Source organism: Methylorubrum pseudosasae, from assembly GCF_029504475.1.
Lineage (GTDB): Bacteria > Pseudomonadota > Alphaproteobacteria > Rhizobiales > Beijerinckiaceae > Methylobacterium > Methylobacterium extorquens.
On the sequence record NZ_JAQGDU010000002.1, the window covers coordinates 1,822,875 to 1,848,683 of the forward strand.

At 70.0% G+C, this 25,809-nt stretch carries 26 protein-coding genes; 12 read left to right on the forward strand and 14 right to left on the reverse strand.

From position 1 onward, the window contains the following. Positions 1-592: 592 nt before the first annotated feature. Positions 593-1,585, reverse strand: coding sequence for an alpha/beta fold hydrolase (locus M2437_RS09450; protein ID WP_253387234.1), 993 nt, complete (start codon positions 1,583-1,585; stop codon positions 593-595). A gap of 183 nt (positions 1,586-1,768) precedes the next feature. On the opposite strand from M2437_RS09450, the gene M2437_RS09455 reads away from it, so the two are divergent. Then, positions 1,769-2,239 (forward strand): Hsp20 family protein, encoded by a 471-nt coding sequence (locus M2437_RS09455; protein WP_003601878.1) that lies wholly within the window; start codon positions 1,769-1,771, stop codon positions 2,237-2,239. A gap of 74 nt (positions 2,240-2,313) precedes the next feature. Here M2437_RS09455 and M2437_RS09460 read toward each other — a convergent pair whose 3' ends face one another. The 3 genes from M2437_RS09460 to M2437_RS09470 are packed head-to-tail and all read right to left on the reverse strand — an operon-like array spanning position 2,314 to position 3,508. Further along, the gene (locus tag M2437_RS09460) at positions 2,314-2,610 is read right to left on the reverse strand and encodes a hypothetical protein (RefSeq protein ID WP_056154898.1); all 297 of its coding nucleotides are present in this window, start codon (positions 2,608-2,610) and stop codon (positions 2,314-2,316) included. Positions 2,611-2,655: 45 nt separating this feature from the next. Further along, entirely contained in the window at positions 2,656-3,069 is a 414-nt protein-coding gene (locus tag M2437_RS09465) for a cupin domain-containing protein (RefSeq protein WP_253387235.1), read from the reverse strand. A 4-nt stretch (positions 3,070-3,073) separates the two neighbouring features. Then, entirely contained in the window at positions 3,074-3,508 is a 435-nt protein-coding gene (locus M2437_RS09470; protein WP_003601881.1) for a DNA-directed RNA polymerase sigma-70 factor, read from the reverse strand. Positions 3,509-3,737: 229 nt separating this feature from the next. Between M2437_RS09470 and kdoO the strand changes: the two genes are divergently transcribed. Further along, positions 3,738-4,607 (forward strand): Kdo hydroxylase KdoO, encoded by an 870-nt coding sequence (gene kdoO / locus M2437_RS09475; protein ID WP_147016369.1) that lies wholly within the window; start codon positions 3,738-3,740, stop codon positions 4,605-4,607. A 4-nt stretch (positions 4,608-4,611) separates the two neighbouring features. Here kdoO and M2437_RS09480 read toward each other — a convergent pair whose 3' ends face one another. Together M2437_RS09480 and M2437_RS09485 are read right to left on the reverse strand one after the other, a co-directional pair. Then, a complete protein-coding gene (locus M2437_RS09480) occupies positions 4,612-5,691 on the reverse strand; it encodes an AI-2E family transporter (RefSeq protein ID WP_253387236.1) in 1,080 nt (359 codons plus the stop codon). Between the two features lie 42 nt (positions 5,692-5,733). Beyond that, on the reverse strand, positions 5,734-5,910 hold the full coding sequence (locus M2437_RS09485) for a hypothetical protein (RefSeq protein ID WP_253387237.1): 177 nt from the start codon (positions 5,908-5,910) through the stop codon (positions 5,734-5,736). A 10-nt stretch (positions 5,911-5,920) separates the two neighbouring features. On the opposite strand from M2437_RS09485, the gene M2437_RS09490 reads away from it, so the two are divergent. The 8 genes from M2437_RS09490 (at position 5,921) to M2437_RS09525 (ending at position 11,343) form a co-directional block, all read left to right on the forward strand. Next, on the forward strand, positions 5,921-6,199 hold the full coding sequence (locus M2437_RS09490; protein ID WP_277570265.1) for a hypothetical protein: 279 nt from the start codon (positions 5,921-5,923) through the stop codon (positions 6,197-6,199). A 39-nt stretch (positions 6,200-6,238) separates the two neighbouring features. Next, positions 6,239-6,727, forward strand: a complete 489-nt coding sequence (locus M2437_RS09495; RefSeq protein ID WP_253387238.1) for a hypothetical protein — start codon at positions 6,239-6,241, stop codon at positions 6,725-6,727. Positions 6,728-6,932: 205 nt separating this feature from the next. Continuing rightward, complete coding sequence (locus M2437_RS09500) at positions 6,933-7,229, forward strand: acyl carrier protein (protein WP_003601886.1); 297 nt, start codon at positions 6,933-6,935, stop codon at positions 7,227-7,229. A 28-nt stretch (positions 7,230-7,257) separates the two neighbouring features. Continuing rightward, positions 7,258-7,722, forward strand: coding sequence for a 3-hydroxyacyl-ACP dehydratase FabZ family protein (locus M2437_RS09505; protein ID WP_060771811.1), 465 nt, complete (start codon positions 7,258-7,260; stop codon positions 7,720-7,722). After that, entirely contained in the window at positions 7,719-8,864 is a 1,146-nt protein-coding gene (locus M2437_RS09510) for a beta-ketoacyl-ACP synthase (RefSeq protein ID WP_253387239.1), read from the forward strand. The genes M2437_RS09505 and M2437_RS09510 overlap by 4 nt, the downstream gene beginning before the upstream one ends. A 126-nt stretch (positions 8,865-8,990) precedes the next feature. Then, positions 8,991-10,277, forward strand: coding sequence for a beta-ketoacyl-ACP synthase (locus M2437_RS09515; protein ID WP_012255617.1), 1,287 nt, complete (start codon positions 8,991-8,993; stop codon positions 10,275-10,277). Beyond that, positions 10,274-11,047, forward strand: coding sequence for an SDR family NAD(P)-dependent oxidoreductase (locus M2437_RS09520; RefSeq protein ID WP_253387240.1), 774 nt, complete (start codon positions 10,274-10,276; stop codon positions 11,045-11,047). The genes M2437_RS09515 and M2437_RS09520 overlap by 4 nt, the downstream gene beginning before the upstream one ends. Positions 11,048-11,058: 11 nt before the next feature. Continuing rightward, positions 11,059-11,343 carry an SH3 domain-containing protein gene (locus tag M2437_RS09525; protein ID WP_012255615.1) on the forward strand — a complete coding sequence of 95 codons (285 nt, stop codon included), beginning with the start codon at positions 11,059-11,061 and terminating at the stop codon, positions 11,341-11,343. Between the two features lie 67 nt (positions 11,344-11,410). Here M2437_RS09525 and M2437_RS09530 read toward each other — a convergent pair whose 3' ends face one another. After that, complete coding sequence (locus tag M2437_RS09530; RefSeq protein WP_309247823.1) at positions 11,411-14,620, reverse strand: GAF domain-containing protein; 3,210 nt, start codon at positions 14,618-14,620, stop codon at positions 11,411-11,413. A gap of 361 nt (positions 14,621-14,981) precedes the next feature. Between M2437_RS09530 and M2437_RS09535 the strand changes: the two genes are divergently transcribed. Then, positions 14,982-16,004 carry a zinc-binding dehydrogenase gene (locus M2437_RS09535; protein WP_253387242.1) on the forward strand — a complete coding sequence of 341 codons (1,023 nt, stop codon included), beginning with the start codon at positions 14,982-14,984 and terminating at the stop codon, positions 16,002-16,004. Positions 16,005-16,009: 5 nt separating this feature from the next. Here M2437_RS09535 and M2437_RS09540 read toward each other — a convergent pair whose 3' ends face one another. From M2437_RS09540 to M2437_RS09570, 7 genes are all read right to left on the reverse strand, one after another. Further along, on the reverse strand, positions 16,010-16,897 hold the full coding sequence (locus M2437_RS09540) for a LysR family transcriptional regulator (protein ID WP_253387243.1): 888 nt from the start codon (positions 16,895-16,897) through the stop codon (positions 16,010-16,012). 332 nt (positions 16,898-17,229) lie between these two features. Further along, positions 17,230-17,673: a DMT family transporter gene (locus M2437_RS09545; protein WP_253387244.1), complete on the reverse strand. Its 444-nt coding sequence runs from the start codon at positions 17,671-17,673 to the stop codon at positions 17,230-17,232. 101 nt (positions 17,674-17,774) lie between these two features. After that, entirely contained in the window at positions 17,775-18,992 is a 1,218-nt protein-coding gene (locus M2437_RS09550; RefSeq protein WP_253387245.1) for a Gfo/Idh/MocA family protein, read from the reverse strand. Between the two features lie 134 nt (positions 18,993-19,126). Next, positions 19,127-19,567 carry a cupin domain-containing protein gene (locus M2437_RS09555; protein ID WP_015952697.1) on the reverse strand — a complete coding sequence of 147 codons (441 nt, stop codon included), beginning with the start codon at positions 19,565-19,567 and terminating at the stop codon, positions 19,127-19,129. After that, positions 19,564-21,237, reverse strand: a complete 1,674-nt coding sequence (locus M2437_RS09560; protein WP_253387246.1) for a saccharopine dehydrogenase family protein — start codon at positions 21,235-21,237, stop codon at positions 19,564-19,566. The genes M2437_RS09555 and M2437_RS09560 overlap by 4 nt, the downstream gene beginning before the upstream one ends. Positions 21,238-21,245: 8 nt before the next feature. Beyond that, positions 21,246-22,118 carry a hypothetical protein gene (locus M2437_RS09565; RefSeq protein WP_253387247.1) on the reverse strand — a complete coding sequence of 291 codons (873 nt, stop codon included), beginning with the start codon at positions 22,116-22,118 and terminating at the stop codon, positions 21,246-21,248. Beyond that, on the reverse strand, positions 22,115-22,546 hold the full coding sequence (locus tag M2437_RS09570; protein ID WP_056117268.1) for a hypothetical protein: 432 nt from the start codon (positions 22,544-22,546) through the stop codon (positions 22,115-22,117). Before M2437_RS09570 ends, M2437_RS09565 begins: the two co-directional genes overlap by 4 nt. 261 nt (positions 22,547-22,807) lie before the next feature. Here M2437_RS09570 and M2437_RS09575 point away from each other — a divergent pair, with 261 nt between their 5' ends. Further along, entirely contained in the window at positions 22,808-25,756 is a 2,949-nt protein-coding gene (locus tag M2437_RS09575) for a phosphoenolpyruvate carboxylase (protein ID WP_253387248.1), read from the forward strand. Positions 25,757-25,809 lie beyond the last annotated feature (53 nt).

Here is a 25,809-nt window from a genome sequence, read left to right on the forward strand (position 1 = left end):
GCTGGATGAATCGCAATCTAGTATGAAGATGCTCCTAAGCGATTGACCTACAAATTCGTATTTTAACTGAATTAACCGCCTATCATCACACGAGAAATCACGTAGACCACAAATTTATATTCGAAGAAACTGATAGTTTGGCGGCAATATGGAACAGGTTTCGCTTCGACAGGCCGCGGAACTGGGATATGCGAGGAGCGAAACAGAAAATCCGAAATCGAATCAGCCGTCGGGCATTACTATGGAGTTCAGGGCCGACGCAGTCCGGACATCGAACGCGCCGAGAGGGCGGGCGGCAGATTCCGATCGAGAACGCTTCAGACCTGCGAATCCGACGTGACCGGATCGGGTCCCGGCAAACCGGATGACGAGGTCTTTACGCGCTGGCGGCGCAACCGGCGGCCCGGTCGACCCAGTTTCCGCTGGATCGAAGCGGAAACCGATCCACAAGCCCGCGCGGTGCTCCGGGAAAACACGTTTAACGCCAGCGAAGTGCAAACCTGCCCGCATTCGCGCAGGTTGCGACCACGCCGTCGGACGTGGCCGGCCGCCAACGTCGCAGGCGGACGACGCCCGCGAAGTCCAATCCGCTTTAGCCGGCGATGGTGGCGTGAGAAGCGGCTTCGCCGGCGGCCGAATGGACGAGATGGCCGGGGATGAACGCGTCGAAGGCCGCCCAGAAATCGGCGCGGACCGCGTCGCACTCGGTCAGGATCTCGTGGCGGGCGCCGGGCAGCACGATCAGGTGCCCGGTCTTGAGCCGGGCGGCGAAGCGCTCGACCGCCGGCGTGCTGCAGACCGGGTCGGCGCCCGCCGCGACGATCAGGCAGGGCGTGCGGATCCGCCGGATCAGCGCCGGGTCCGCCAGCCGCCGCATCGCCCGGAAGGCGGCGGCGAGCCAAGCGATGGTCGGATCGCCGACCGCACCGGCCCCGACCGCGCGGGCGGCCTCGGCGTTGCGGGCGTAGCGCACCGGATCGGTCGAGAGGCGATTGCCGGCGAACGGCTTCGTGGCGATCGAGACGGCCGTGCCGAAGGGGATGTAGCAGCGCCCGAGCCCGAGCCGCTGCAGGCCCCGCGCCAGCAGCGAGGCACCCGCCGGCCAGCGCACCATGCGGATCGCCAGCATCGGGGCGACGGTGACGAGCCGCCGGAACGGCAGCCGGCCCTCCGCCGCGAGTGTCAGCGCCACCGCCCCGCCCATGGAATGGGCGAGCCCGAAATGCGGCTCAGGCATCATCGGCACGAGCACGGTCTCGCTGATCGCCTTCAGGTCGATACGGTAATCATCGAAGTGACGGACATGCCCCTTGTGGGCGTCGCGGACCTGACGGCCGGAATCGCCCTGGCCGCGCCAGTCGAAGGCGACCACGCAGAAGCCGCGGGCACGCAGGTCGCTGATCGTCTCGAAATACTTCTCGATGAACTCGGCCCGGCCCTGAAGCAGGCAGACCGTTCCCTTCACGCCGCGCGTCGTCGGCTGCCACGTCGCGGCCCGCAAGGAGACGCCGTCGGCGGTCTCGACCGGCACGAGGCGGAAGCCGGGCGGCACCGGATTACCGGGGGTGGGACGCAGGGTCAGCACGATGGGCGCGCCTCGGAAAAATTTTTGCTCAAGCTCACGCGAAAATCCCCGCAAACAGACCCTTGCACGGTTTTTGGAGCCCACCAATATCATCGATGCGCCGGCCGAGACGGCGGCGCGACGGTCCGGCCCACGGGCGGACCCGAATACATCGAGCATGTTGCTTCTTCTGGAGGATATGTGATGCGTCAGTTCGATCTTGCCCCCCTGTACCGTTCCACCGTCGGTTTCGACCGCCTGTTCTCGGCTCTCGACGGTTTCGTGAGCACCGAGGCTGCTCCGACCTATCCGCCCTACAACATCGAGCGCACCGGTGAGAACGTCTACCGCGTCACCGTCGCGGTCGCCGGCTTTACCGAGGCCGACCTGTCGATTGAGGTGAAGGAGAACGCCCTCACCATCAAGGGTGAGCGCAAGCCTGCCGAGGGCAAGTCCGCCGAGGTGCTCTACCAAGGCATCGCCGCCCGCGCCTTCGAGCGCCGCTTCCAACTTGCCGACCACGTTCAGGTGACCGGCGCCGTACTCGAGAACGGCCTCCTCCATGTCGATCTCGTCCGTGAGGTCCCGGAGGCGAAGAAGCCGCGCCGCATCGAGATCGCTAGCCGGCCGTCGAGCCAGCCGGTGATCGAGGGCTCGGTCCAGCAGGCCGCCTAATCGCTCAGCCGCAAGGCTGACCCCGCGGGGGAGCGCCCCGGCCGTCGAGGCCGGGGCGTTTTCACATCTCTGGGTCAGAAATCCCCGAACCGGTCGCCGGGACCGGGCTCGTAGCAGGTGTACCCGACGAAGCAGCCCGGATTGTCGCGGGTCGGCACGAAGGCACGCCGACCGATCTCGGTCGCCTCGCAGAACGAGCGGTCGCGCACGAACCGGTCGAAGGTCGGTCCGCCGGTGCCGAGCACCGCCGCACCCTGCCGCGTGACCACGGCGCGGGCCTGGGCGCAGGTGAGATTCGTGGTGGAGGGGCGCTGCGCCAGGGCAGGCCCAATGCCGGCGAGCAGGGCTACGCAAACCAGGGCGCATCGCATGAAGGGGGTCCGGCGAGAGGAAATCCGATTCCTCAACCGTGCCCGTCACGGATGTATCCCGTCGAGCTCCGGCAGCAGCACCACGCTTTCCTGCTCGTTCGGATCAGTGCGGGCGATGAGCGCCGTGCACGGTTCGGTCGAGCTCGGATTGTAGGGCAGGTGCGGCACGCCGGCCGGAATGTAGAAGTACTCGCCGGGCCGCAGCTCGGTGTGGTGCTCCAGCCGCTCGCCCCACCACGTGCAGGAGGTGCCGGCCAACGCGTAGATCGCGGTCTCGTGGCCCTCGTGCTTATGGGCCTTGGCCCGCGCTCCGGGCGGGATCGTCACCATTTGCAGGTGAAGGCCCGTCGCACCCGCCGTTTCCGCCGAGATGCCGGGCGCGTAGGACAATCCCTGCTTGCCGATGAAGGCCTTGCCGGGCCGCACCACCCGGCAGAGCGCCGCGCCCGTGCCGGTCATGGCGCTACATGTCCCCGAACGCGAACTGCCCCTGGGGCGCGGCCGGCCGCTTCGCCGCGCGCGGCGTCTCCTTGCGAACCGAGGGCTTCGGACGCGGTTTGGGGTCGGCGCGCATCCGTGCCTTCGCCTTGTCGCGCGCCACCGCCTCGGGGGCGTGGGGATCGTCGTCGAGCCACTTGCCGCGCTTGATCACCTCGTTAACCCGGCCCTGGTTCACCCCGACCTTGAAGGCGATCTCCTGCTGCGTCATGCCGGTGGAGGCGTGCAGTTCCAGGATCGCGCGGGCGAGATCGGGCGTCATCTTCTGGCCGGTGAGGCGCCGGGCCGGGCGGATGGTGCGGGTCTGGCGGTCACGCTCGCGCAGGCGCTCCAGCAGGGCGAGCGCCATATGCATGCCGTGCTCGCGCAGAGCCTCCTCGAATTCCTTCAGCGTCGCCATGGCCGGCTCCTCGTCCGGGAACGGACGTTCTCTCTGAGAGAACGCTCCGCCCATGCCCCAGGTTGCGGATCAGGAGACGCGCGCATGTGCAGCGGGGCAAGCGGACGGACGCTCTCGTCCACCGCAAAACGTCAGGTCCGACCCGATGCCGCAGCGGGCCGGCATGTTGGCAGAGCGTGAGCCGGTCGGTTACACCGCGCACCATCCAATCGTGCGGGAAATGCCAGCCATGATCAGCCCCGTCCTTCCCGTCTCCCGCGCCGAGGCGGTGCCGGGCGCGCCCGGCCTTGTCGAGGCGCTGGAAAGCGGCTCGGTCCTCGTCTTTCGCGATCTCGACTTCCCCTTCGACGCCTTCGAGCAGCGTTTCGTCGAGCGCCCCTTCGCCGACGGCAAGGCCAAGAATGTCGCGATCCGCAACGAGACCGCCGAACTGCGAGGCGGGGCCGGCAGCGCGGAGGAGCAGGCGCGCCTGCGCGACCTCCTGGTGCGCTATCGCCGCTTCGCGGAAAACCTGATCGAGACCTATCTCCCCGCCTACCGCGAAAAGGTCTCGCTCGCGGGCACCTCCTACCGGCCGTTCGACGTCGACAAGCGCAAGCTGAGCTGGCGGCGCGACGACACGCGCATGCATGTCGATGCCTTCCCCTCCAACCCGATCGGCGAGCGGCGCATCCTGCGCATCTTCCGCAACATCAACGCCGAGGGGCAGCCGCGGCTGTGGCGGGTCGGCGAGGATTTCGGCTCGATGGCCGAGAAATTCCTGCCGAAGCTCCCGGGCTATTCCGGCCTCTCGGCGAGCGTGCTGGCCGCGCTCAAGATCACCAAGGCCAAGCGCTCGGAATACGACCACCTGATGCTGCACCTCCACGACGCCCTGAAGCGCGACCTGGACTATCAGGCGAACGCGCCCCAGGCGGATGTGCGCTTCCAGCCCGGCGAAACCTGGGTGACCTTCTCGGACCTCGTGATGCACGGCGCCATGGGCGGGCGCTACATGCTGGAGCAGACCGCCTACATCGCGGTCGCCGACCAGGCCGACCCCGAGAAGAGCCCGCAGCGGATTCTGGCGAAGAAGCTCGGGCGGCCGCTGAAGCATTGAGGGATCACGCGGGCTCCTCGGACCGTTCCGTAAATTCGCGCCACAGCAGGATCAGCGCGGCCATCACCGCCGGGCCGACGAACAGCCCGAGCAGGCCGAAGGTCTCGACGCCGCCGAGGATGCCGAGCAGCACCCACAAGAAGGGCAGGCGGGTGGTGCCGCCGATCAGCGCCGGGCGCACGAAATGGTCGGCGACGAAGGTGACGACGAAGCCCGCCGCCACCACGATCGCGGCGGGGACGACCGCCCCGCCCGCCAGCAGCAGCACGGCGGCGAGGCCGAAGGCCAGCGGCGCGCCGAAGGGGATCATCGCCGCCACAGCGGTGAGCGCCCCGAACAGCACTGGGTGCGGCACGCCGGCAAAGGCGTAGACGATACCGAGCAGGAACCCCTCGCCGATCCCGACGAGAACGAGCCCGTCCACCGTGCCGTGGACGGAGGCCACCATCTGGCGCGCCACCCGCTCGCCGCGCGGCCCGAACAGGCGATGGCTCGCCCGGAGCGTCTGCGCGATCACCGTATCGCCCTCGCGAAACAGGAAGAACAGCGCCAGCAGGCAGAACCCGAACAGCACCACCCGGTGCACCAACCCCGCCCCGAGGCTGCGCGTGAGGTCGCGGTTCGAGGTCGTGTTGAGCCGCTCGCTCAACTCATGCGCCAGCCCCGCATGGGCGAGGTGGGCGTTCCACCACTCGGTGACGGCAGCAGCCCCATAGGGCAGGCGGGCGACGAAATCCGGCACCGGAATGCCGTTGCGCTCGGCCTCGCGGGCATAGGCCAGGAGGTCGTGCGCCTCACGGCCCGCCTCGACCGCCAGCACGGCGATGGGCAGCAGCAGAACCAGAGCCACGAGGCCGGTGAAGACGGCCGGCCACAGGATGTTGTGCCGCCCCGGCGGGAAGCGGCGGTGCGCGCGGACGAAGAGCGGCCAGAGGGCGATGGCGAGCACCACCGCCCACACCAGCGCCCTCAGAAAGCCGGACAGGATGTAGAGGCCGAGCGCCAGCAGCGCCGCGACGAGGAGGGCGCGCAGCACCCTCTGGCTGCGGGCGAGCTCAGGTTCCGTCCGATCCGTACCGCCCATCGCCGCCTCACTCCGTTCCGCCGCTGTGTCGGCGCGAGCGACCTATGGCGGGCACAGCGGCAATCCAGAGGCGGCTTCAGGCCGCGGCGCGGTCACGCCCCAGGCCTTGGCGCGATAGAGGGAGCGGTCGGGCCGCTCAATGGAGGCGGAAACATCCGTCTCGCCCGGCTCGACCGCACGGACGCCGAGGCTGATGGTCCAGGCCGGGAGGTCGTTCACACGGGCCCGCGTGGCGGATTTCGTCGGCGAGCCAGCACGCCTCGGCCGGGCTTCGGTCTATCACGAGCAGAACGAACTCGTCGCTGCCAAGCTGGTCGAGGCAGGCGTCCGAGCCCAGGTTCACGATGCCAGGCGGCTTCTTTTCTGCGCTCACCGAGACTGGTTTTCTCGTCTTGTCCGACGCGCACGCAAGCCGGCAAAGAGTCCAGCGAGAATTGGAACGAACTACGAACAAAGGCTTGACCTGTTCGCCGCCCGGACGCACTGTTCATGGAACGTTCCGGACTGATTCGCTGCCCCGGCGCAGCGCGCAAGGCAGGAGGCTTCCATGATCGAGATCGGCTTCGACGACGACGGGCTCGACCGGCCGGCGCCTGCGGCGCGGCAGCCGTCCCCGGACCGCGACTGGCGCATCCTCGAGGAAGGCCTCGAACACCCGGCAAGCGGCTATTTCATTGCCCGTGAGGAGATCGCCAGCCGCCGAGGCGACGGGCTGTGGACCTGGCCGATGCAGCTCGCGGAAAAGGCGTGGTGTGCGCCGCTGGGCTTCCGGCGGGTCTTCCTGGCCGCCCTCGATCGCTACGGTGTGGCGGCCGATACGGATCTCGCCCGCTCCTTCGCCCTCGGGTTCGGCATCCAGGATGCGGGGCAGCGGCACAACGACCAGTTCGTGGCGCTCGGCGAATTGGTGCGTCCGCGCACGGCGGAGCGCAAGCGGACGGCGCCGGCGGAGGGCCGCCGCACCGGTCGCGAGCGTCCGCGGCAGGGTGCGGACACCCGCGCGCCGGCGCTCGACCTCAGCCGCTCGGCCGGCTGAGAGCCAAGGCAGGAGGCGGGCCGGCCGCAACGCCCGAGGTTGCCCGTGCTCCATCGCTTCGTGTAAGGGGTCGCGATCTTTTCATAAGCGCCATCGGGAACCGGCGGCGAAGCGGGGCCGCAGACCGGCTCGGGCGTCTTGGGGGCGTGCCGTGCGAGGGGTTGGCGACGCCGGACATGAAGAATCAAGAAAGCGGCCAGTCCTAATGTCGAACGAGACCGCCACCTTCGACCGCGTCGCGGACATCATTGCCGAGACGGCGGATATCCCGCGTGACAAGATCACGCCCGAGAGCCACGCCATCGACGATCTCGGCATCGATTCGCTCGCCTTCCTCGACATCGCCTTCGCGGTCGACAAGGCCTTCGGCATCAAGCTGCCGCTGGAGCGCTGGACCCAGGAAGTCAACGAGGGCAAGGTTCCGGCTGAGCAATATTTCGTGCTGAAGAACCTCTGCGCACGCATCGACGCTCTGGTCGCCGAGAAGGCCGCCAAGGCCTGATCCGTCGGGCTTCAGGGATTCACGCGCGATGCGGCTCGAATATTTCGAGATGATCGACTCCGTGGTGCGGCTCGACCGCGCCGCCGGCCGCATCGAGGCGCGGGCGCTCGTGCCCGAGGCGAGCCCGGTCTTCGAGGGACATTTCCCCGGCCACCCGCTGGTGCCGGGCGTCCTGCTCACCGAGACCATGGCGCAGGCCTCTGGCTACCTCGTGCTGGCCCATCTCGACTTCGCGCAGATGCCGTTCCTCATGGCCGTGGACAAGGCGCGCTTCCGCTCCTTCGTCGGTCCGGGGGCTGCCCTCGAAATCACGGCGAGCCTGGAGCACGACGGCTCGGGCTATGCGGTAACGAAGGCCGCCATCCGCCACGAGGGCAAGGCGTTGTGCGACGCGGAGCTGCGGTTCCGCACCATGCCGTTTCCCGCGGGCCTCGACGCGCCGATGCGCGAACGCGCCCGGAAGATCGGCCTTCTGGATGGAGCCCAGCCGTGAGCCGTCCGCAGGCCCGCGCCGTCGTCGTCACCGGGATCGGCCTCGTCTCCTGCGCGGGCGAGGGGATCGAGACGCACCTGAACGCCTTCGCCTCGCAGGCGCCGCCGCGCACGGATGCGGAGACGTTCGCGCCCTATCCGGTCCATCCGGTGGCACCGGTGAGCCTCGACGCGCAGATCCCGAAGAAATCGGACCAGCGGCAGATGGAGGCATGGCAGCGGCTCGGCGTCTACGCCGCCGGCCTCGCGCTCGATTCGGCCAGGGTGAAGGAGGATGCGGGCTTCAAGTCGGCGCTGCCGCTCGTGGTGGCGGCGGGCGGTGGCGAACGCGACTACGCGGTCGACGGCGCGATCCTCACCGGCCTGCGCGGCACCAACGATCCCGGCGCCTTCCTCAACGAGCGGCTCCTCAACGACCTGCGGCCGACCCTGTTCCTGGCCCAGCTCTCGAACCTGCTCGCGGGCAATATCAGCATCGTTCACGGCGTCACCGGCGCCTCGCGCACCTTCATGGGCGAGGAGTCGAGCGGCGTCGATGCCCTGCGCATCGGTCATGCCCGCATCGCCTCGGGCCAGGTCGACACCATGATGGTGGGCGGCTCCTACAACGCCGAGCGGCCGGACGTGATGGTCGTCCACGAGATGGGCGGCTACCTTCTCAAGACCGCCTACCGGCCGGTCTTCGAGCGGGGGGCCGAGGGCACGAGCGGCTTCGTGCTCGGCAGCGCCGCCGCCTTCCTTGTGCTGGAAGCGGCCGAACATGCCGCCGCCCGTGGCGCCAGGGCTCTGGCCCGGCTCATGCCGGTTGCCAACGACCGGGTCGCCCGCGCGCCGGGCAGCGTATCCGCGAGCCTGACCCGCCTCATCGGCGAGGCCGGGATCGAGCGGCCGGACGTGGTGCTCTCGGGCGCCACCGGCCTCGCCGACCTTGCAGCGGAAGAGATCGCCGGACTCGACGCGGCGTTGCCGGGCGCGCGCATCCGCGCCACGGGCGATATGATCGGCCATCCGATGGAGGTCGCGGCCCCGTTCGGGGCGGCCTTGGCCGCCGCACTCTGCGCGGCAGGATCGGCTGCGGAGGTCGCGGTCACCTCGGTCGGCCACCGCCGCGGCGAGGGCGTGATCCGCGTCGTGAGGATCTAGCGCATCATCCCGAGGGCTGCCGGCTTTCGGGACGATGGCGATGCGAGAACGAGTGCCCGCCGCTTCGGAGACCGCCGCCGCGGCGGTCCGGATGCGTGCCGGCCGAAACCATGGTCTGAGGCCCCGATGCCAGAACCGCGCTCCTCCTCCACCCACGATGCCCTGGGACGCCCGCTCGTCGCGGTGACGGGCCTCGGCATCGTCACCTCGCTCGGCCGCGGCGCCACCGAGAACTGGGACGCGCTGACGACCGGACGCTCCGGCATCCGCGCCATCAGCCGCTTCCCCACCGAGGGCCTGCGCACCCGCATCGCCGGCACCGTCGATTTTCTCGACACCGACCCGCTGGTGGCCCCGCTCCTGTCCGAGCGCTTCGCCATGGTGGCAGCCGAGGAAGCGGTGACGCAATCCGGCATCGGTGCCGGCTTTCCGGGCGGGCTGTTCGTGGCGGTGCCGCCGGTCGAGATGGAATGGCCGCAGCGGCAGGCTCTGGCGGAGGCCGCGGGCGAGCCCGACGCCGTGACCTATGCCGGCCTCCAGCGCGCCGCCGCGTCCCGCCGTTTTGACGCGTGGCACGACCTGTTCATCTTCGGCACAGTGGCCGACCGGCTCGCCGACCGCTTCGGCACCCGCGGTTCGCCGATTTCGCTCTCGACCGCCTGCTCGTCGGGCGCCACCGCAATCCAGCTCGGCGTCGAGGCGATCCGCCGGGGCGAGATGGACGCCGCGCTCTGCATCGGCACCGACGGCTCGGTGAACCCGGAATCGCTGATCCGCTTCTCGCTGCTCTCGGCGCTCTCGACGCAGAACGATCCGCCGGAGGGCGCCTCGAAGCCGTTCTCGAAGAACCGCGACGGCTTCGTCATGGGCGAGGGCGCCGCCGCCCTGGTGTTGGAGAGTGCCGAATCGGCGCGAGCGCGCGGGGCAAAAATCCTCGGCTACGTGCTTGGCTGCGGCGAGAAGGGCGACGGCTTCCACCGGACCCGCTCCAGCCCCGATGGCGCGCCGGTGATCGCGGCGATGCGCGCGGCCCTCGACGACGCCGGCGTCACGCCCGAGGCCATCGATCACGTCAACGCCCACGGCACCTCGACGCCGGAGAACGACAAGATGGAGGCGCTCGGTTGCTCGGCGGTGTTCGGCGAGCGCGTGGCCCGCCTGCCGATCTCCTCCAACAAGTCGATGATCGGCCACACGCTGACCGCGGCCGGCGCGATCGAGGCGGTGGTCTCGCTGCTGACGATCCAGAAGGGGCGCATCCCGCCGACCATCAACTACGCGGTGCCTGATCCGGCGCTCGTCCTCGACGTGGTCGGGACCGCCCGCGACACCCGCGTCTCGCGGATCCTCTCGAATTCCTTTGGCTTCGGCGGGCAGAACACCTGCCTCGTCCTGGGAGACGAGCCGGCATGAGTGCGGACATGAGCGACGAAAGAAAATCCGTCCTCGTCGTCGGCGGCGCCTCCGGTCTCGGTGCGGCCACCGTCCGCGCCCTGGCGGCAGCCGGCCACGCCGTCACCTTCACTTATCGATCCTCGCCGGAGCGGGCGCAGGCGCTCGCCGACGAACTCGTGCCAACGCATGGCGAAGGCAGCGTCACCGCCCGCGCCCTCGACCTGTCGGACCGCGACGCGGTGGAAGCGTTCTGCGAGTGGGCCGAGGGCCAGGGCTTCTACGGCTACGTCCACAATGCCGGCCAGTCGGCGGACGCGCTGGCGGCCATGCTCGACCGTGAGCGGGCCGAGGCGGCGATGCAGGTGAACTTCTGGTCGATGACCCGGATCGCCAAGGCGCTGGTGCGTGGGATGATCCGGGCGCGCGCCGGCCGCATCGTCGCCATCGGTTCGGTGGCCGCGCTTCAGGCCAATGCCGGCAACGCGGCCTACGCGGCGACCAAGGGCGCCCTGATCGCCTATTGCCGCACGCTGGCGATCGAGTCGGCCAAGCGCGGCGTCACCGTCAACGTGATCGCGCCCGGCTTCATCGATACCGAGATGCTGGCGGCCTATGCCAGCCACCGCGAGGGGATCGAGCGCCAGATCCCGCTCGGACGTTTCGCCAAGCCGGAAGAGGTCGCGGCGATGGCCGCCTTCCTGATCGGGGAGGGCGGGGCCTACATCACCGGCGCCGTGCTGCCCGTCGATGGCGGGTTGACCGCGATGATGGGCATCCACCGCACCTGAACCGGCCCGCGATGTCGCGCTCCCTGCCCCGCCTCGCCTTTGCCCTGCTGCTCGCAGGCGGCGGTTCAGCCTGGGGCGCCGAGACTTTCCGGGTCGAGGGCCTGCCGCGGGACGACAGCCTGACGATCCGCGAAACGCCGGATGCGGGGGCGCCGGCCCTCGGACAGATCCCGGTCGGGCGCCGGGTGCTTGGCTTCGGCTGCACCAACGAGACGCCGAGCGGGCTGACATGGTGCCGGGTGAAGTTCGACCGCACTCTCGGCTGGGCGCGGCGGCGCTACCTGACGCCGGATTGAGCCCCGCGCCGACGTCCCGGACCACGAAGACCGACGCGACGTCCCCGAACTGCGAGGAGTGACGGTCTCACTGCGCCGCCTGCAGCGTGTCGGCGAGGAAATTGACGACGCGTTTCAGCTCGACCGGCTTCTGGAGGCGCTCCACATCGGCGAAATCCGGCGGAATCACACCCTCGTCGTAACCGGTAATGAACACGAACGGCACGCCGCGCTCCCGAAGCAGGGCCGCCAGGGTGAAGGACGGCCCTGATCCGAGATTGATATCCACCAGCGCCGCTGCCAGCGCCCCTTCGTCGAGTGCCTCGCGCGCCGCCTCCTCGCTGGGGCAGGGGCCGACTACCTCCGCGCCCGCTCCCTGGAGCGCGCGTGCCGTATCGGTGGCGAGATAGTATTCGTCCTCCACCACGAGGATGCGATAGCCGCTCAAATCTGGTTCGCCGGTCATGTCGAGCGCTCCTCCGAACACGGTCGCTCGTTGCGGGGCATCGGTTTCAAGAATGCTGGCGCCGTCACGGAGCGGAAATTCGAGGCGGCACCGCGCCCCCTCCGGACCGATCTCCAGGCGACCGCGCCCCCCGAGTTCGTAAGGCAGGCGCCCCTCGATCAGTTCGCGGCCGAAACCACGGCGCGCGCCGGTGCGACGATTCGCCTCACTCTCGTCCGCGATCTTCGCTTCCGGCACGCCATCCTCCGCCCAATCGAAGCCGAGCCAGGGCTCGCCTCTCTTCTCGAACGAGGACCAATTCACCCGCACGCGCCCATCCGGCACCGACAAGGCTCCATATTTCAGGGCATTGGTCGCCAGTTCGTGAACGGCGAGCGTCAGGATCTCCGCCGCCTTGGGCGAGAGTTCGATTTTGGGTCCCGACAGATCGTACTGGTCCGCGCGCAGGTCCTGGGCGTCGATCTCGTCGCGGACGATGGTAGCGACTGGCACGCCGGCATTGGGAGAGCGGGTCAGCAGGGCCTGGACGCGGGCCAGCGTCAGGAGGCGCCCTCCCACCAGGGACGCGTAATCGGACACGGTCTCCGCCCGCTCGCCCGTGCGGGCGACGATCGAGCGGGTCACCGCCATGATGTTGCGCACCCTGTGCTGCAATTCGGCGAGCAGCACGGCCTGATGCCCGATCAGCAGCTTGGCCTCGGTCATGTCGGAGGACAAACCGCCGATGCGCCGCACCCGGCCCTGCTCGTCGCGCAGGGGAAACAGCGTGCTACGAATCCAGCGGAAGGCGCCGTCGCTCGGCCGCTTGATGCGGAACTCGTTCAGCAGCGATTGGCCGGTCGCCGCCCGCTGCAGGTTTTGCAGGGCGTTCTCGCGATCCTCCGGCAGCATGTGGCCGGCCCACCTCCGGATCTCGGGGCCGAGCACGTTGGGTTCGATGCCGTAGACCGTCCGCAGCGCCGGGCTGACGAACTCCATCTCGAACGTCTCCGCATCGCGGATCCAGAGGACGTCGGAGGAAGCCTCGGCGAATTGCCGGAAACGCTCCTCGCTCTCGCGCAGGCGCAGCTCCGCCCGCTTGCTGCGCAGGGCGTGCCAGATCGCGGGCGCCAGCGCCTCCGCCGCCTCAAGGTCCTCCGGCCGGTAGCCGCCCGGGCGGTTGCCGAGCCCGATCAGACCCCGCGTCCGGTCACCCTGCTTTAGCGGCACGCCGAGGAAGGCCGTCAGCGGCAGGTGGCCGGCCGGCGTGCCGACGCGGTCGGGGTGGGAGGCGGGATCGTTGACGATGACGCCCGCGCCATCCTGCAACACCCGCCCGTAGATGCCGTGAATCGCAAGCCCCAGCGCCGACTTGCCCATCGGGAAGCCGTCATCCCCCTCCGATGCGTGCGCGGCATAGCGGGCCCGGCTCCGGTCGCTGAAGAACAGGCCGTCGAGGCGCCCGGTGGTCTCATTGATCTCACCGATGAAGCCGATGGCGCTGCCGGTCAGCTCTTCGGCGACTTCGAGGGAGATGCGCGCCAATTCCTCCTCCGAGGAGGCGCCGAGCGTCTCGCTGAAGACGAGGTTGATCGCTTGGAGGACGGCGTTGTTGCGCCTGACGCGCTGCTCGGCGAGGCGCCGCTCGGTGACGTCGATCGAGACGCCGACGAAGCGCCCGTCCTCCAGTGGCCGGCCGGACGTGCTGAGCCAGCGGTACTGCCCGTCGGCGCGGCGGAGCCGGGCCTCGTCGGTGAAGCAATGGCGCTGCGCAAACGCCTCTTGGAAGAGAGAAAGGTGTCGCTCGGCATCCTCGGGATGCAGGAACTTCTGCCAGCCATACCCCGCCACGGCCTCGAAGCCGACACCGAAGAAGTCGAGATAGTGGTCGTTGACGAGGATCGTGCCGCTCGAATCCGCGTCCCAGATCAGGACGGGCGCGGCATCGGCCAGGGTGCGCAGGCGAATGTCGGCCTCGCACGCCGTCTTCTCCGCGCGGGCCCGCTCCATCGCCGCCCAGGTGCGCTCGCCGATCTCGGTGGCCAGCGCGATCTCCGCAGGGGTCCATTCCCGCGGCGTCGTCATGGAGAGCGCAAGTGCGCCGACGAGGCGGCCCTGCTTCGCCAGCGGAATGCCGAGCAGGCTCACGACACGGTCAGCCAGCACCCTCTCCCGGCAGTCGTCCGGGACCAGGGGGGATGTCTGCACGTCCGTGATCGCGATCGGCTGGCCCTGGCCCTGATGGGGCATCGCCCAACCGACGAGGCTGAGGGGATATTTCCCGGCCCGCGAGGGGAGACCCGCGCGCGCGAAATCCTGTGCGATGATCGCGAAACCCTCCGCCTCGTACAGGTTGAGGTAGTACGTGTAGTCCGCCTGAAGGTGCTCGCCGAGCAAGCGGCAGGCCACGGCCTGGACTTCGAGCGGATCGGCCAGGGGGCGGAGCGCGTCGCTGAGGCCGAGCACGAAGGCCTGCTGCTCCTCGCGCTCGAGCAAAGCCCGCTCGACGAGGACGCGATCGGTCGTCTCGAAGGCGGCGAGATAGAACCCGGCGAAGCCTCCCGCTTCGTCCCGCAAGGGCGTCCACTGGGACGTGAACCAGCCGAAGGGTCGCTCCGGCCGCGCGGGAAGATCCCAGTAGCGATCAATGATCTGACGGGCCTGCCCCTGTCGTATCGAGTCGACGATTCCGTCGCTTTCCGGCTTTGGCCAGACTTTCGTGAACGGGCGGCCAAGGGGCGGCGGATCGCTGAAGTTGTCGATCGCGCTGAAACCGTCGTTATAGATTACCGTAAGTTCAGGACCCCAGGCGATCGCGGCCGGCAAAGGAGAGCCGAGCATCAACTCGACCATCGTCCTCAAACTCTGCGGCCAATCAGCAATGGCGCCAAGAGGTGTCCGTGCCCAATCGTAGGCACGAATACGCGCGGACATTCCCGCACCGGTTGGCCAGTCGCTGCCTACTCGACACATCCTCATGTGAAAGACATGCTCTGATCCAAAAGTCACCTGGCGCCCCGCGTCAATCGCGCAACGGTGTCTCGCGGAATCGAGAAGAGCCGTCCTTCGAACCGGTCGGCGCATCGTCGATGCGCTGCGGCCGGAGGGGGCTCCCGGCGCCCGCTGTTTCGCGGTACGGCGTCGGGCGACCCCGGCCGGGTCCGGTTCGTACGCCGCGCCAGTCCCTCCTCAACGCCAGACGAGTTCGATCCTGATGCAAGCCCTCCAGCTCTTCGGCGACCGAGATCTGCGCCTCACCGAGGTCGAGCCGCCGCCCGCGCCGGGACCGGGCGAAGTGCAGATCCGGGTCCGGGCGGTCGGCCTCAACTTCATCGACGTGTGGGGCTTTCGCGGCATGGCCTTCGCCAAGCGCAAGCTGCCGCTGACCGTCGGCGCGGAGGCGGCGGGTGAGATCGCGGCGGTCGGCGAGGGCGTCGAGGGGCTCTCCGTCGGCGATGCGGTCGTGCCCTACGGCGCGCTGACCTGCGGCCGATGCCGCGCCTGCCAGGAGGGGCGCGACAACCTCTGCGAGGACGTCTCTGGCGTGATGGGCTTCCATCTCGACGGCTTCGCCCGCGAGCGGGTGAACCTGCCGGCCCGCCTCGTGGTGCGGGTGCCGGGGGGCGTCGATTACGTCCAGGCCGCCTGCGCCGGCATCGCCTTCGGCACCGTGCAGCACATGCTGTTCGACAACGCGCGGCTAGAGCCGGGCGAGTCGATCCTCGTCCATGCCGGCGGCTCGGGCATCGGCACGGCGGCGATCAAGATGGCCAAGGCGATCGGCTGCACTGTCTACACGACGGTCGGCGACGACGCGAAGGGCGAGAAGGCGAAGGCGCTCGGCGCCGACCACGTCGTCAATTACCGCGAGGAGCGCTTCGAGGGCGAGGTGCGGCGGCTGACCAAGCGCAAGGGCGTGGACGTGGTGTTCGAGCATGTCGGCGCCGAGACGTGGAACGGCTCGCTGCTTTGCCTGAAGCGCGGCGGGCGGCTCGTCACCTGCGGCTCGACCTCGGGCGTCTCGGTGCAGATGAACCTGATGCAGTTGTTCCAGCAGCAATACCGCATCACCGGCTCGTTCGGCTGCCGCATCGCCAATATGAGCCAGAGCCTCGACAAGATGGCCGCCGGCCTGACCCCGGTCATCGACACGGTGCTGCCGCTCGCCGATTTCGCCAGCGGCCTGGAGCGCCTGGAATCGCGCAAGGTGTTCGGAAAAATTCTCGTGACGCTCTGAGGCGTTCAGGCGAAGAGCCGGCTGCCGAGGCCGGGAAGATCGCGAAAACTGTCCGCCACATGGCCTGCGAGCGCCCGCGCCGCCGGCCCGGCACCGTCGCGCAGGCGCATCAGCACGTCGTAGCTGCCGAGCGGCGGCAGGGCCGAGATCCGCTGGAAGGGCGGTCGCGCAACGCTCAACGGAAGCGGCGCCACCGCGAGGTCCGCCTCCACCGCCGCGATCTGTCCCTGGCAATGCTCGCTCGTATAGGCGACCCGGTAGGCGATGCCCGCCTGATCGAGGGCGTCGAGCGCCGCCGCCCGCCACGTGCAGCCGCTCTGGCAGAGCGCGAGCGGCAGGGGCCGGCGCGCCTCGGCGAGGCCGCCGCGCAGACCGACCCAGACCAGATCCTCCGAATGGACCACCTGCGCCGCGCGGTCCGACGGGAGATGGCCGGCAAAGAGCACGAGATCGAGCACGCCTTCGGCGATGGCCTCCACCAGAAGGCGGCTCGCATCCAGCCGGACATCGACCTCGACCTGCGGATGGGTGGCGGCAAACCGGCGCAACATCGCCGGCAGGGCGAACAGGCCGGAATCGTGGGGCGCGCCGAACCGCACCCGCCCCTCCATCGGCGGCGCATCGAAGAAGGTCACCACCTCGTCGTTCAGGGCGAGCAGGCGCCGGCCGAGGCCAAGCAGCGCCTCGCCGTCCGCCGTCGGCACGACGGCGCGCGGCTGCCGCAGGAACAGCGCCCGGCCCAGACGCTCCTCCAGGCGCTTGACCTGAAGGCTGATCGCCGAGGGCGTGCGCCCGACCCGCTCGGCCGCGCGGGCGAAGGTGCCGGCCTCGCAGATCGTCACGAAGGTGCGGATGAGATCGAGATCGAGGTTCGACGGATTGAGCGCATTCACGGCGACGATGGTCCTGCTGCCACGGCTCAGCCTCTGCGATGAGCGTCCCTCATCGTTTCCGTAAAATCAATTCGTTCGATTCATCACGAGCCACGCCTCATCCTGTCCGTCGCAACAGCGGAGGCAGACATGATCGGACAGATTGCACGGACCCTGCAGCGGGGGATCGCCAGTCTCGTGGCCGGATGGCACCGATGCCGGCCGACGGCCTCGCGCGACGGGCGGGATGAGCCGATCGCGGACGACCTGTCCGATCTGGACGAGCGGCTTCTGGCCGATCTCGGCGTCACGCGATCCGGCAAGGTGCTTCCTGGCGGCGAAGGGCCGCCGCGTCAGCGCAGGCAGACGAGAACGAGGCCGCCGATCATCAGCGCGCAGCCGAGGATGCGCCAGGGGTCGGCGGTGTGCTGGGCGAACCCGACCCAGCCGAAATGGTCGAGCAGAACCGAGGTGACGATGGCGGCCGTCACCGTGATGCCGGTGAACACGGCCGCACCCAGCCGCTCGGCGATGAAGATCGTCGCGAGCACGTAGGTCGCGCCCATCGCTCCACCGAGCCACGCCCACCACGGCACGCTCGCGATTCGCTGGCTCCCCGGCCAGCCGATCCCGATGAAGGGCGCGGCCGCGAGATAGACGGCGACATTGGCCGCGGTGACGACGAGGGCCGCGAGGATCGGCTGATCGAGCGCCTTGTTCAGAGAGGCATTGGCGCCCGACTGCACCGTGTTGAGGATACCCGCGATGGCGGCCGCGGCAGCGATGAGAAACGGCATCGTTCGGCTCCACTGGGTGTCGGAAAGCCTCGAAAAACGCCCGATCAACGATCGCGTCCCGTCCGGGTACGGCGGCGCAGCGGGCGTTTCGTGAGAGACGATCAGGCGCCGCGCACGGTCATGTCCGGGTTGAGATCGAGCCAACGGCGCTCGCGGGCGGCCCGGTACAGCGCCTCGATCAGGCGCACGTCGCGCAGGCCCATCTCGCCGGGCGTGCTGATCTCCGTGCCTTCCGTCACGGCTTGCGAGAAATGGTCGATCTCGCCGGTGAACTGGGCAGCACTCGTCTCCTTCGTCAGGATTTCCTCTGCCCGCTTCGCGTTTGAGACGACGAGGCGGTTGTCCTGGTAGGCGGTGGCTGGATCGAGGGTGGCGACGAGCCGGTCGCCCCAAAGATCGATCCGCTTCTTGTTGGCCATGTAGCCCGAGGAAATCGTCGCCCGCCGGCCCGACGGGAAGGCGAGTTCGGCGGTGAACACGTTCTCTACCTCCGCGAAGCGGGGATCGTCGGGCGGCGCCTGCATCGACGCCGCGACGGCGTTCGGGCTCTCGCCGAAGAACCATTGCAGCCCGTTGAGACTGTAGATTCCGATATCGACCAGCGAGCCGCCGCCAGCCACCGACCGTTTCATCCGCCATTGGTCGCGGGGAAGCGCGGGGTCGAGGGGCCGGTGGTGGTCGGACGTCGCGAACCAGACCTGTCCCAGTTCGCCCGCGTCGAGCATCTCCTTGGCGCGGAGGTTGTGCGGCTCCCAATGCGCCCGGTAGGCGATCATCAGCTTGCGGCCGGCGGCCTTGGCGGCATCGATCATCCGCTGGCACTCGGCCGGCGAATTCGCCATCGGCTTTTCGCAGAAGACGTGCTTGCCCGCCTCGAACGCCTTCACCGTCAGCTCGGCATGGGTGGAATTGGCCGTGACGATGTAGACGACACCGACCGCGTCATTCTCGGCGAGCCGGTCCATGGTGTCGTAGCCGTAGAGCGCACTCTCCTTCACGCCGTAGCGCGCGGCCACGCCCTTCGCCTTCTCAGTGCTGCCCGAGACGAGGGCGACCGCCCGCGAGCGGCGTGCACGGGCGAGGGCGGGCAGGACATAGCCCTGCGCGTAATCCCCGAGGCCGACCACCGCCCAGCCGACTTGGCGATCGAGCGGCAGGGGCGGCTCCGCCTCCAGCTTCGGCTCGGGCCGCCCGACCGGCCCGGTCGGGATGCCGCTCCCGCCGCCCTGCGCGGCGGCGCGGCTGCCAGCGATGGCGGCGCCGAGGCCGGCGGCTCCTCCGGCCAGGAACAGGCGGCGGGAGTGAGAGGGAATGCGCAAACGGAGGTCTCCTGGCAAAGGGTCGAAGGCGTCGCGGCCTTAACCGGAAACGCCCGACTCGCGCCTTCCGTGCTGCGTCATGATGTCATCAACTCAAGGTAGAACAGCGCGCCGGGCTGACCTCCGGTTGCCCGTCAACTCCGCGGGGTCGGGCGCCAATCCTCGGGCGCCATCTCGAAACCGGAGAACTCGAAGCCCGGCGAGACCGTGCAGCCAACGAGCGTCCAGGCGCCGAGGCTGGTCGCCGTCTGCCAATGGCCTGCGGGCACCACGAGTTGCGGACGCTGGCCGCGCAGCAGGTCGGGCCCGAGATGGTGGGCGGAGGCGTCGTGGCCGTTGGGGCTCATCGTGATCACCATCGGCGCGCCGGCATGCCAGTGCCAGATCTCGGCCGCATCCACCCGGTGCCAGGCCGAGGTCTCGCCGAGGCCGAGCAGATAGTAGATCGCGGTGCCGACCGAGCGCCCCTCGACCGTGCGGGGGTCGCGAAACGTCTCGCGGTAATGCCCACCCTCCGGGTGGGGCTTCAACCCAAGGGCGTCGATTACCTGCGCGGCCGTCAGCGTGTCGCTCATGGCGTTTCTTCTTCCCTCTCGTCGCAGCGGACCAGCCAACCGCGATAATGCACCAGCAGCCCCAGGACCGGCAGGAACAGGGCCACGTCGAAGCGGAAGCGGCCCTGCGCATCGACTCGCTCGCTCGCCTGCGTCGTCGGCCGCAAGAACCGCGGCAGGGGCAGCGGGCCGAACCGCCAGCCCGTCACCGCCATGTCGAGCCCGTCGGCATGGGCCCTCACAGCGAGATCCATCGCGAACGGGCCGAAATGCTCGCGCACCCGCCCGCTCCCGTCGGGGCCGATGCGCCGCATCCGGCTGGAGAAGCGGCGATCCGGAAAATGGCGCGTCCAGCGTTCCGCGCCGGCGTCGAGGTCGGGCTCCATCGTCACGCGGATCGGCCCATCCTCCAGGGCGGGCGGCAACTGGAACAGCCCGGCGACGAGCGCGATCAGGGGGCCGCGCCCGCGCATCACCGCGGCCCGGCCGCGAAAGGCGCCATCACCCACCGCACCGTGCACGACGCGCAACGCCTCGGGCATCCGCGCGAAGCCGTCACCGAGCACCCGCGCGAACAGCGGCACGGGGTGATCGATGTCGCGGCGGGTGCGGATGGCGAGGCGCGCCATCTCCGCCTCGATCGCTTCGAGCGGCAGAACGCCGACGCAGGGGCGGGCGCCTGGCGGAATCGGCGCGGCGGACGGATCGGTGAGCCGGCGGATCGCGGCGAGCGCGGGCAGAGTCGGGACATAGGGCCCGTCGCCGGCTTCCGCGACGAGGCTCCACACCGCGCGGACCGGCCGCCCGGTCGCGTCCGTTCCCAGCGCCTCGACGCTCATGCCGCCGCGGTCGCTGCCGAACCGGTCGAGCCAGCCGGCGATCGCCAGGAAGGGGCGGGCGAGGGGCACGAGCGAGGGCAGCAGCCGCCAGCGCGCCGGCAGGCTCGCGAGGCTCAGGCCCAGATGCAGCAGGGGCAGTTCGAGCCCGGCGCGGAACAGGGCCGTGCGCAGCGTGGGGAAGCGGGCGGGAAGGATGTCGAGGTCGGGCGTCTCGCACAGGCTGGCGAAGCGCCGGCCGAGGCCCGGCACCGCGATCCGGCTGAGCAGGCCCCAGCCGGGCCGGTTCTGCCACATGCCGGCCCGCAGCGCCCGCACCGGCTGCCCGGCATAGGAGAGGATCGCCTGCATCACCGAGAGGCCGCGCGGCGCCCGGTTGCCCGGCACGATGGCGACCCGCACCGTCTCGATCGTGCGCCAGCCCGTAGTGAGCGCATCGAGCGCCGCATTCGACAGGGCCGGGGTCGAGCTGGCACCGGTCAGCGCAACGACGCCGTTGGCCCGCGCCGCCGCGTCGAGGGCGGGGAAGGCCGCCACGAAGTCGCGGCCGTCGGCAAGGTCGAGATAGGGCAGGCCGGCTTCAATCGCCGCGCGGGCGAGCACCGGCGCCCCGCCCTGGAACGGCCCTGCCGCGTCCACCACGATTGTCGCGCCGAGTGCCAGCAACTCACCCGCACTGACCTCCGTCGCATCGAGGCGTACCGCCCGCCCGCGTCCGTCCGGCACGGTGCGGGCAACGGCCTCCGCCTTGGCGACATCGCGGCCGGCAACGATCACCCGGAGATCGGTGGTCGTGGCGAGCCCGGCCACGAGCCGCGACCCGAAGGCGCCGGCCCCGCCCACCACGAGGATCACGGCTCCGTTCAGGGAATCGCCCCCTGCGGCAAGGCCGAGCCCGGCATCCGCGGCGGCGTGAGATTTTGCGGGGCGCCGCCGGCCGGGGGCTGCACCGCCCGGCCCACGCTCGCGGCTTTCGCGGCCGCCTGCGCGGCAGCCTTGGCAGCCTTTTCGGCCTTCTCCGCCTCCGCTGCGACAGCTTCGGGGGTCGGCGCCATGCGGCGGGCCTTCGGCGGCGGCAGGAGCTTGCCCGAGGGCGCGGTGCCGCATTCGAGGAAGCGCAGCTCGGCCAGGGGCTTGCCCGTCTCCGCGTTGATCGGCAGGCTGTCGGGGAGGGCCACGATGGAGGCATCCCACTGGATCCGGCCGCCGATGGTCCCCTCCAGCGTAGCCGGCGACGCGCCCCGGCGCAGGGACAGCAGGTCCGGCCCGTAGGCGGTGGCGACCTTGCCGGCGACCACGACCTGCAGCACGCGGGTCACGTCGGGCGTCAGCGGACGCAGGGGGTTGTCGATGGTGATGCGGCCGCTGCGGGTCACCCACAGCTCAAGATTCTTGTCACCCTGGTAGCGGACCGCCTGGCCCGGATCGCAGGCGACCGACGGCGCGGCAAAGTTCATCCCCGTGGGCGAGGGGACGGCGGAGGGAATCGGGCTCGCGGCCGGCTCGGCGGGCGGCGTGTCGGCGGCCTTCGCGGGCGCGGTCTCGGCCGGCGCGGGTTTGGCCTGCGGCTTCGGGCGGGGCTTGGGCCGTATCTTGCGCTTGGGTGCCTCCGGCACCGCCTCGGCGGGGGCGGGGGCCGGGGCCGCTTCGTCCTGTGCCACGACCGGGGAAACCAGGCCGGGAACGAGTGCCATCCAGGCCGCCGCGACGGCGGCGAGCAGGCCGACCCGCCTCATCGGGCCGCCCGGTCCTTCGTCTCGGACGGCCGCAGCGCGTCCGGCTCGAGCGCCTGCTTCAGCACTTGGTTCTGCTGGTCGAGAAGTTGATCGAGCATCCGGCTATCGAGTTCTTCCGCTTGGAACTTTCGGGGCTCTCCGCCCTTGGGCGGATCGACCGTTTCGCCGTCGATGACGTGACCGTCAATGATATCGCCATCGATCACTTGGGCATCGAGTAATCGGGCGTCGAGCACTTGCGCCCCGCGGTCGATCGGGCTGGGCTGGGACGGGGTCAGCGCCTTCACGACGGCGTCCGCATCGTCGTCCCATTCCTCCTCGCGGGGAAGGCGCAGGGGCGGCCGGCGCGGCCCCTTGGAGAGCGTTACCACGAAGACGCAGGCGAGCAGGGTCGCCGCCGCCGCGGCAAGGATCACCAAGGTTTCCATGATCGGCCCGACCTTAGACCGGTTCGCGCGCCGTTGCACGCGCAGCAGGCTTCGGCCTTGCCGAGCCAGCGCGCGGGGAGAGGGCGAGGGTTGGAGACCCGTTTCGCGATCGAAGCCGCGCAATCCCACCGACATCTCGCCCCTCCACAACCCGGTCTACCCCCCTTGCCGGAACGGTCCTTGCGTCTCGGGCCGAAGGGTGAGAACCGCGTAATCGCCGCCGTCCGACGGTCACCGGCCGCTCACGTCCAGGAACGCTCGATGCCCCTCGAAGACCCCCGCTCCGGCCCGCCGCAGCTCTCGACGCACGCATCCGGGCACCCGACGGCCGCGCCCGCACGGCCCGCAGATCGCGATTTGGAAGCCGAACTTCTCGACCTCGTCGCCCGCACCCGCGAGCAGGCGAGCGAGGACCCGTTCCGCAACCCCGTTCTCGCCGTGACGCTGGCCATCACCCGCCAACTCGACCGGGACGAGATCGGCGAACCGGATCTCGACGCCCTGCTCGCCACCCTGCGGCGGCGGGCGCTGACAGACCGGGCCGAGCGACTGCGCGCCTATGTCGGCCTCGACGCCGACGCCGCCACGGGGGAAGCGGCGCCCGCGGTCGAGGTCGCGAACCGGCTCGTGGCGGCGGTGGCGCGGGGCTCGGGCGATTTCGAGACGTTCCGCGAGCGCGTCGGCCGCACCGCTTTTGCGGCGGTGTTCACGGCGCATCCGACCTTCGGCATGCCGCGGGCCGTGGCCGCGTTGATCGCGCGGGCCGCCTCGCTCGCCGACGCCGACCGGCGCGCGCCGATCATCGGCGAGGCCGCCGCCCGCTCGACCCGGCCCGATCCGCAGATCAGCCTCGACGACGAGTTCGAGCAGGCCTGCGTCGCCGCCAACCACGGCCGCGCGGCGATCGACGCCTTCAACGGCGCGATCCTCGACGCCGCCCGCGCCCGCTGGCCGGATCGCTGGACCGAGTTGGTGCCCAAGCCGCTGGCCATCGCGAGCTGGGTCGGCTGCGACACCGACGGTCGCACCGATATCGGCTGGTGGGACACGATGCGCTACCGGCTGATCTCCAAGCGCATGCAGTTCGACCGGCTGATGCGCGACCTGCCCAACATCCCCGCCACCCGCGTGGTGCGCGAGCTGACCGCGGGCGCGCGGGATGCCGTCGAGCGTCAGCTCGCGGGCGCGCCGCTGCTCGGCACCAAGCCCTCCCTGGAGGCGGTCCACCGCTTCGCGCTGGCCCTCATCATCGAGCGCGAGCGTGCGCAGACCGATGCCGGGCCGATCCTGGCCGGGCTGGCCGCCGCGATCGGTGCCGCCGAGACCGATGCGGACCGCCGCACCATCGCCGTGCTGCGCTCCGGCATTGCCGCCCACGGCCTCTCGAACGCCCTGCCGCATTTCCGGCTCAACGCCAGCCAGATCCACAACGCGGTGCGCCGGGTCATCGATCTGGAGGGCGAGCCGACCGACGCGGCGCAGAGGCGCTCGCACCTCTCGGCGATCAACACGCTGCTTAACGACGTGCGCCCCGTGCCTGTCGATTTCGGGGCGCTCGCCGCCGAGCGCGCTTCGGCCGCGCGACTGATGATGACGATCACCCAAATCCTCAAGCATGTCGACGGTACCCACCCGGTGCGCTTCCTCATCGCCGAGACCGAGACCGGCTACACCCTGCTCGCGGCGCTCTGGCTCGCGCGCCATTACGGCATCTCGGACAAGCTCGAGATCACGCCGCTGTTCGAGACCGCGAGCGCGCTCGAACAGGGCATCCGCGTGCTCGACGACGCCCTGCGCAACCCGCATTGGCGGGCCCACCTCAAGCGGCTCGGCCGGCTCTCGGTCCAGTTCGGCTACTCGGATTCCGGGCGCTATGTCGGCCAGTTGGCAGCCACCTTCTGGATCGAGCGTCTGCGCCTGCGCATCACCGAGCTGATGACGCAGAACGGCCTGTCGGACATCGAACTCGTCATCTTCGATACCCACGGCGAATCGATCGGCCGGGGCGCCCACCCGACGAGCCTCCGCGACCGCCTCGCCTATCTCGCGCCGGAGGATGCGCGCCATCGCAACGCGAAGGCGGGCATCCGCGAGCGGCTCGAATCGAGCTTCCAGGGCTCGGACGGCTACCTGATGTTCGGTTCGCCCGAACTGGCGGGCGCCTCGGTGGCGCGCATCGCCGAGCACGTCTTCGCCGACGCGCTGACCGAAGACGACGCCTTCGCCGATTACGCGCTCAACGACCGGGCCGCGGCCCCCACCACGGACCCGATCTACGAGGAGGCGGATTTTGCCGCCGAGTTCTTCCGCGTCGTCCGCCAGGACATGGAAACCCTGGTCGATGATCGCGGCTACGCGGCACTTCTCGGCACCTTCGGCCCGAGCCTGATCGACCGCACCGGCTCGCGCCCCGTCGCACGCCAATCGGATGGCGGCGGGCCCGCGGCGATCACTCATCCGCGGCAGATGCGGGCGATCCCCAATAACGCGATCTTGCAGCAGCTCGGCTATCTCGCGAACTCGCTGCACGGCGTCGGCCGGGCCGCCCACCGGGCGCCGGAGCTGTTCCGCCATATGCGGACGAACTCGGTGCGCTTTTCCCGCGCCTTCCGCCTCGTGCAGCACGCCGCCAGCGTCGGCGACCTCGACGTGATGCGCGCCTATATCGACACGCTCGATCCGGCGATGTGGCTGGAGCGCGCCCGCCGCACCCGGCGCGACGCCCGGCGCGACGAGCTCGTCACCATCGCCGCCGCGCTGGAGCGGTTGAACCTCTCGCCCGACCTACGCCGCCTGTTCGGACGGCTGACCTGCGACGGGCTCTCGCTCCAGGCGGCGGCGCCGGATCTCGCGACCATGTCGACCCGGCTCGCCCTGCTCCACGCGATCCGCCTCGCGCTGATCCACCGGATCTGGTTCCTAGCCGCCCACATCCCGAGCTTCCGCCCGCAGGCCGGGCTGACCCGCGAAGCGCTGCTGGAACGCTTCCTGCGCCTCGACATCGACGGCTGCCTGAAGCTGCTCGACGAGATCTACCCCGTGACGCCCGACCCGACGCTCGGCCTGAATTTCGGCGAGCCGCCGGGCCCGCGCGACGTCGGCACCTACGAGACCGAGCACAACACGCTGTTCGGCCCGATCCGCCGGATGTTCGAGCGGGTGCGGGAGATCTCGGGGATCATCCAGCACGAGGTCGGCGCGTTCGGCTGAGGGCGAGAGGCAAGGACAAAAAAGCAAGGGGGCTCGTTGCCCGCTAGAGCCGT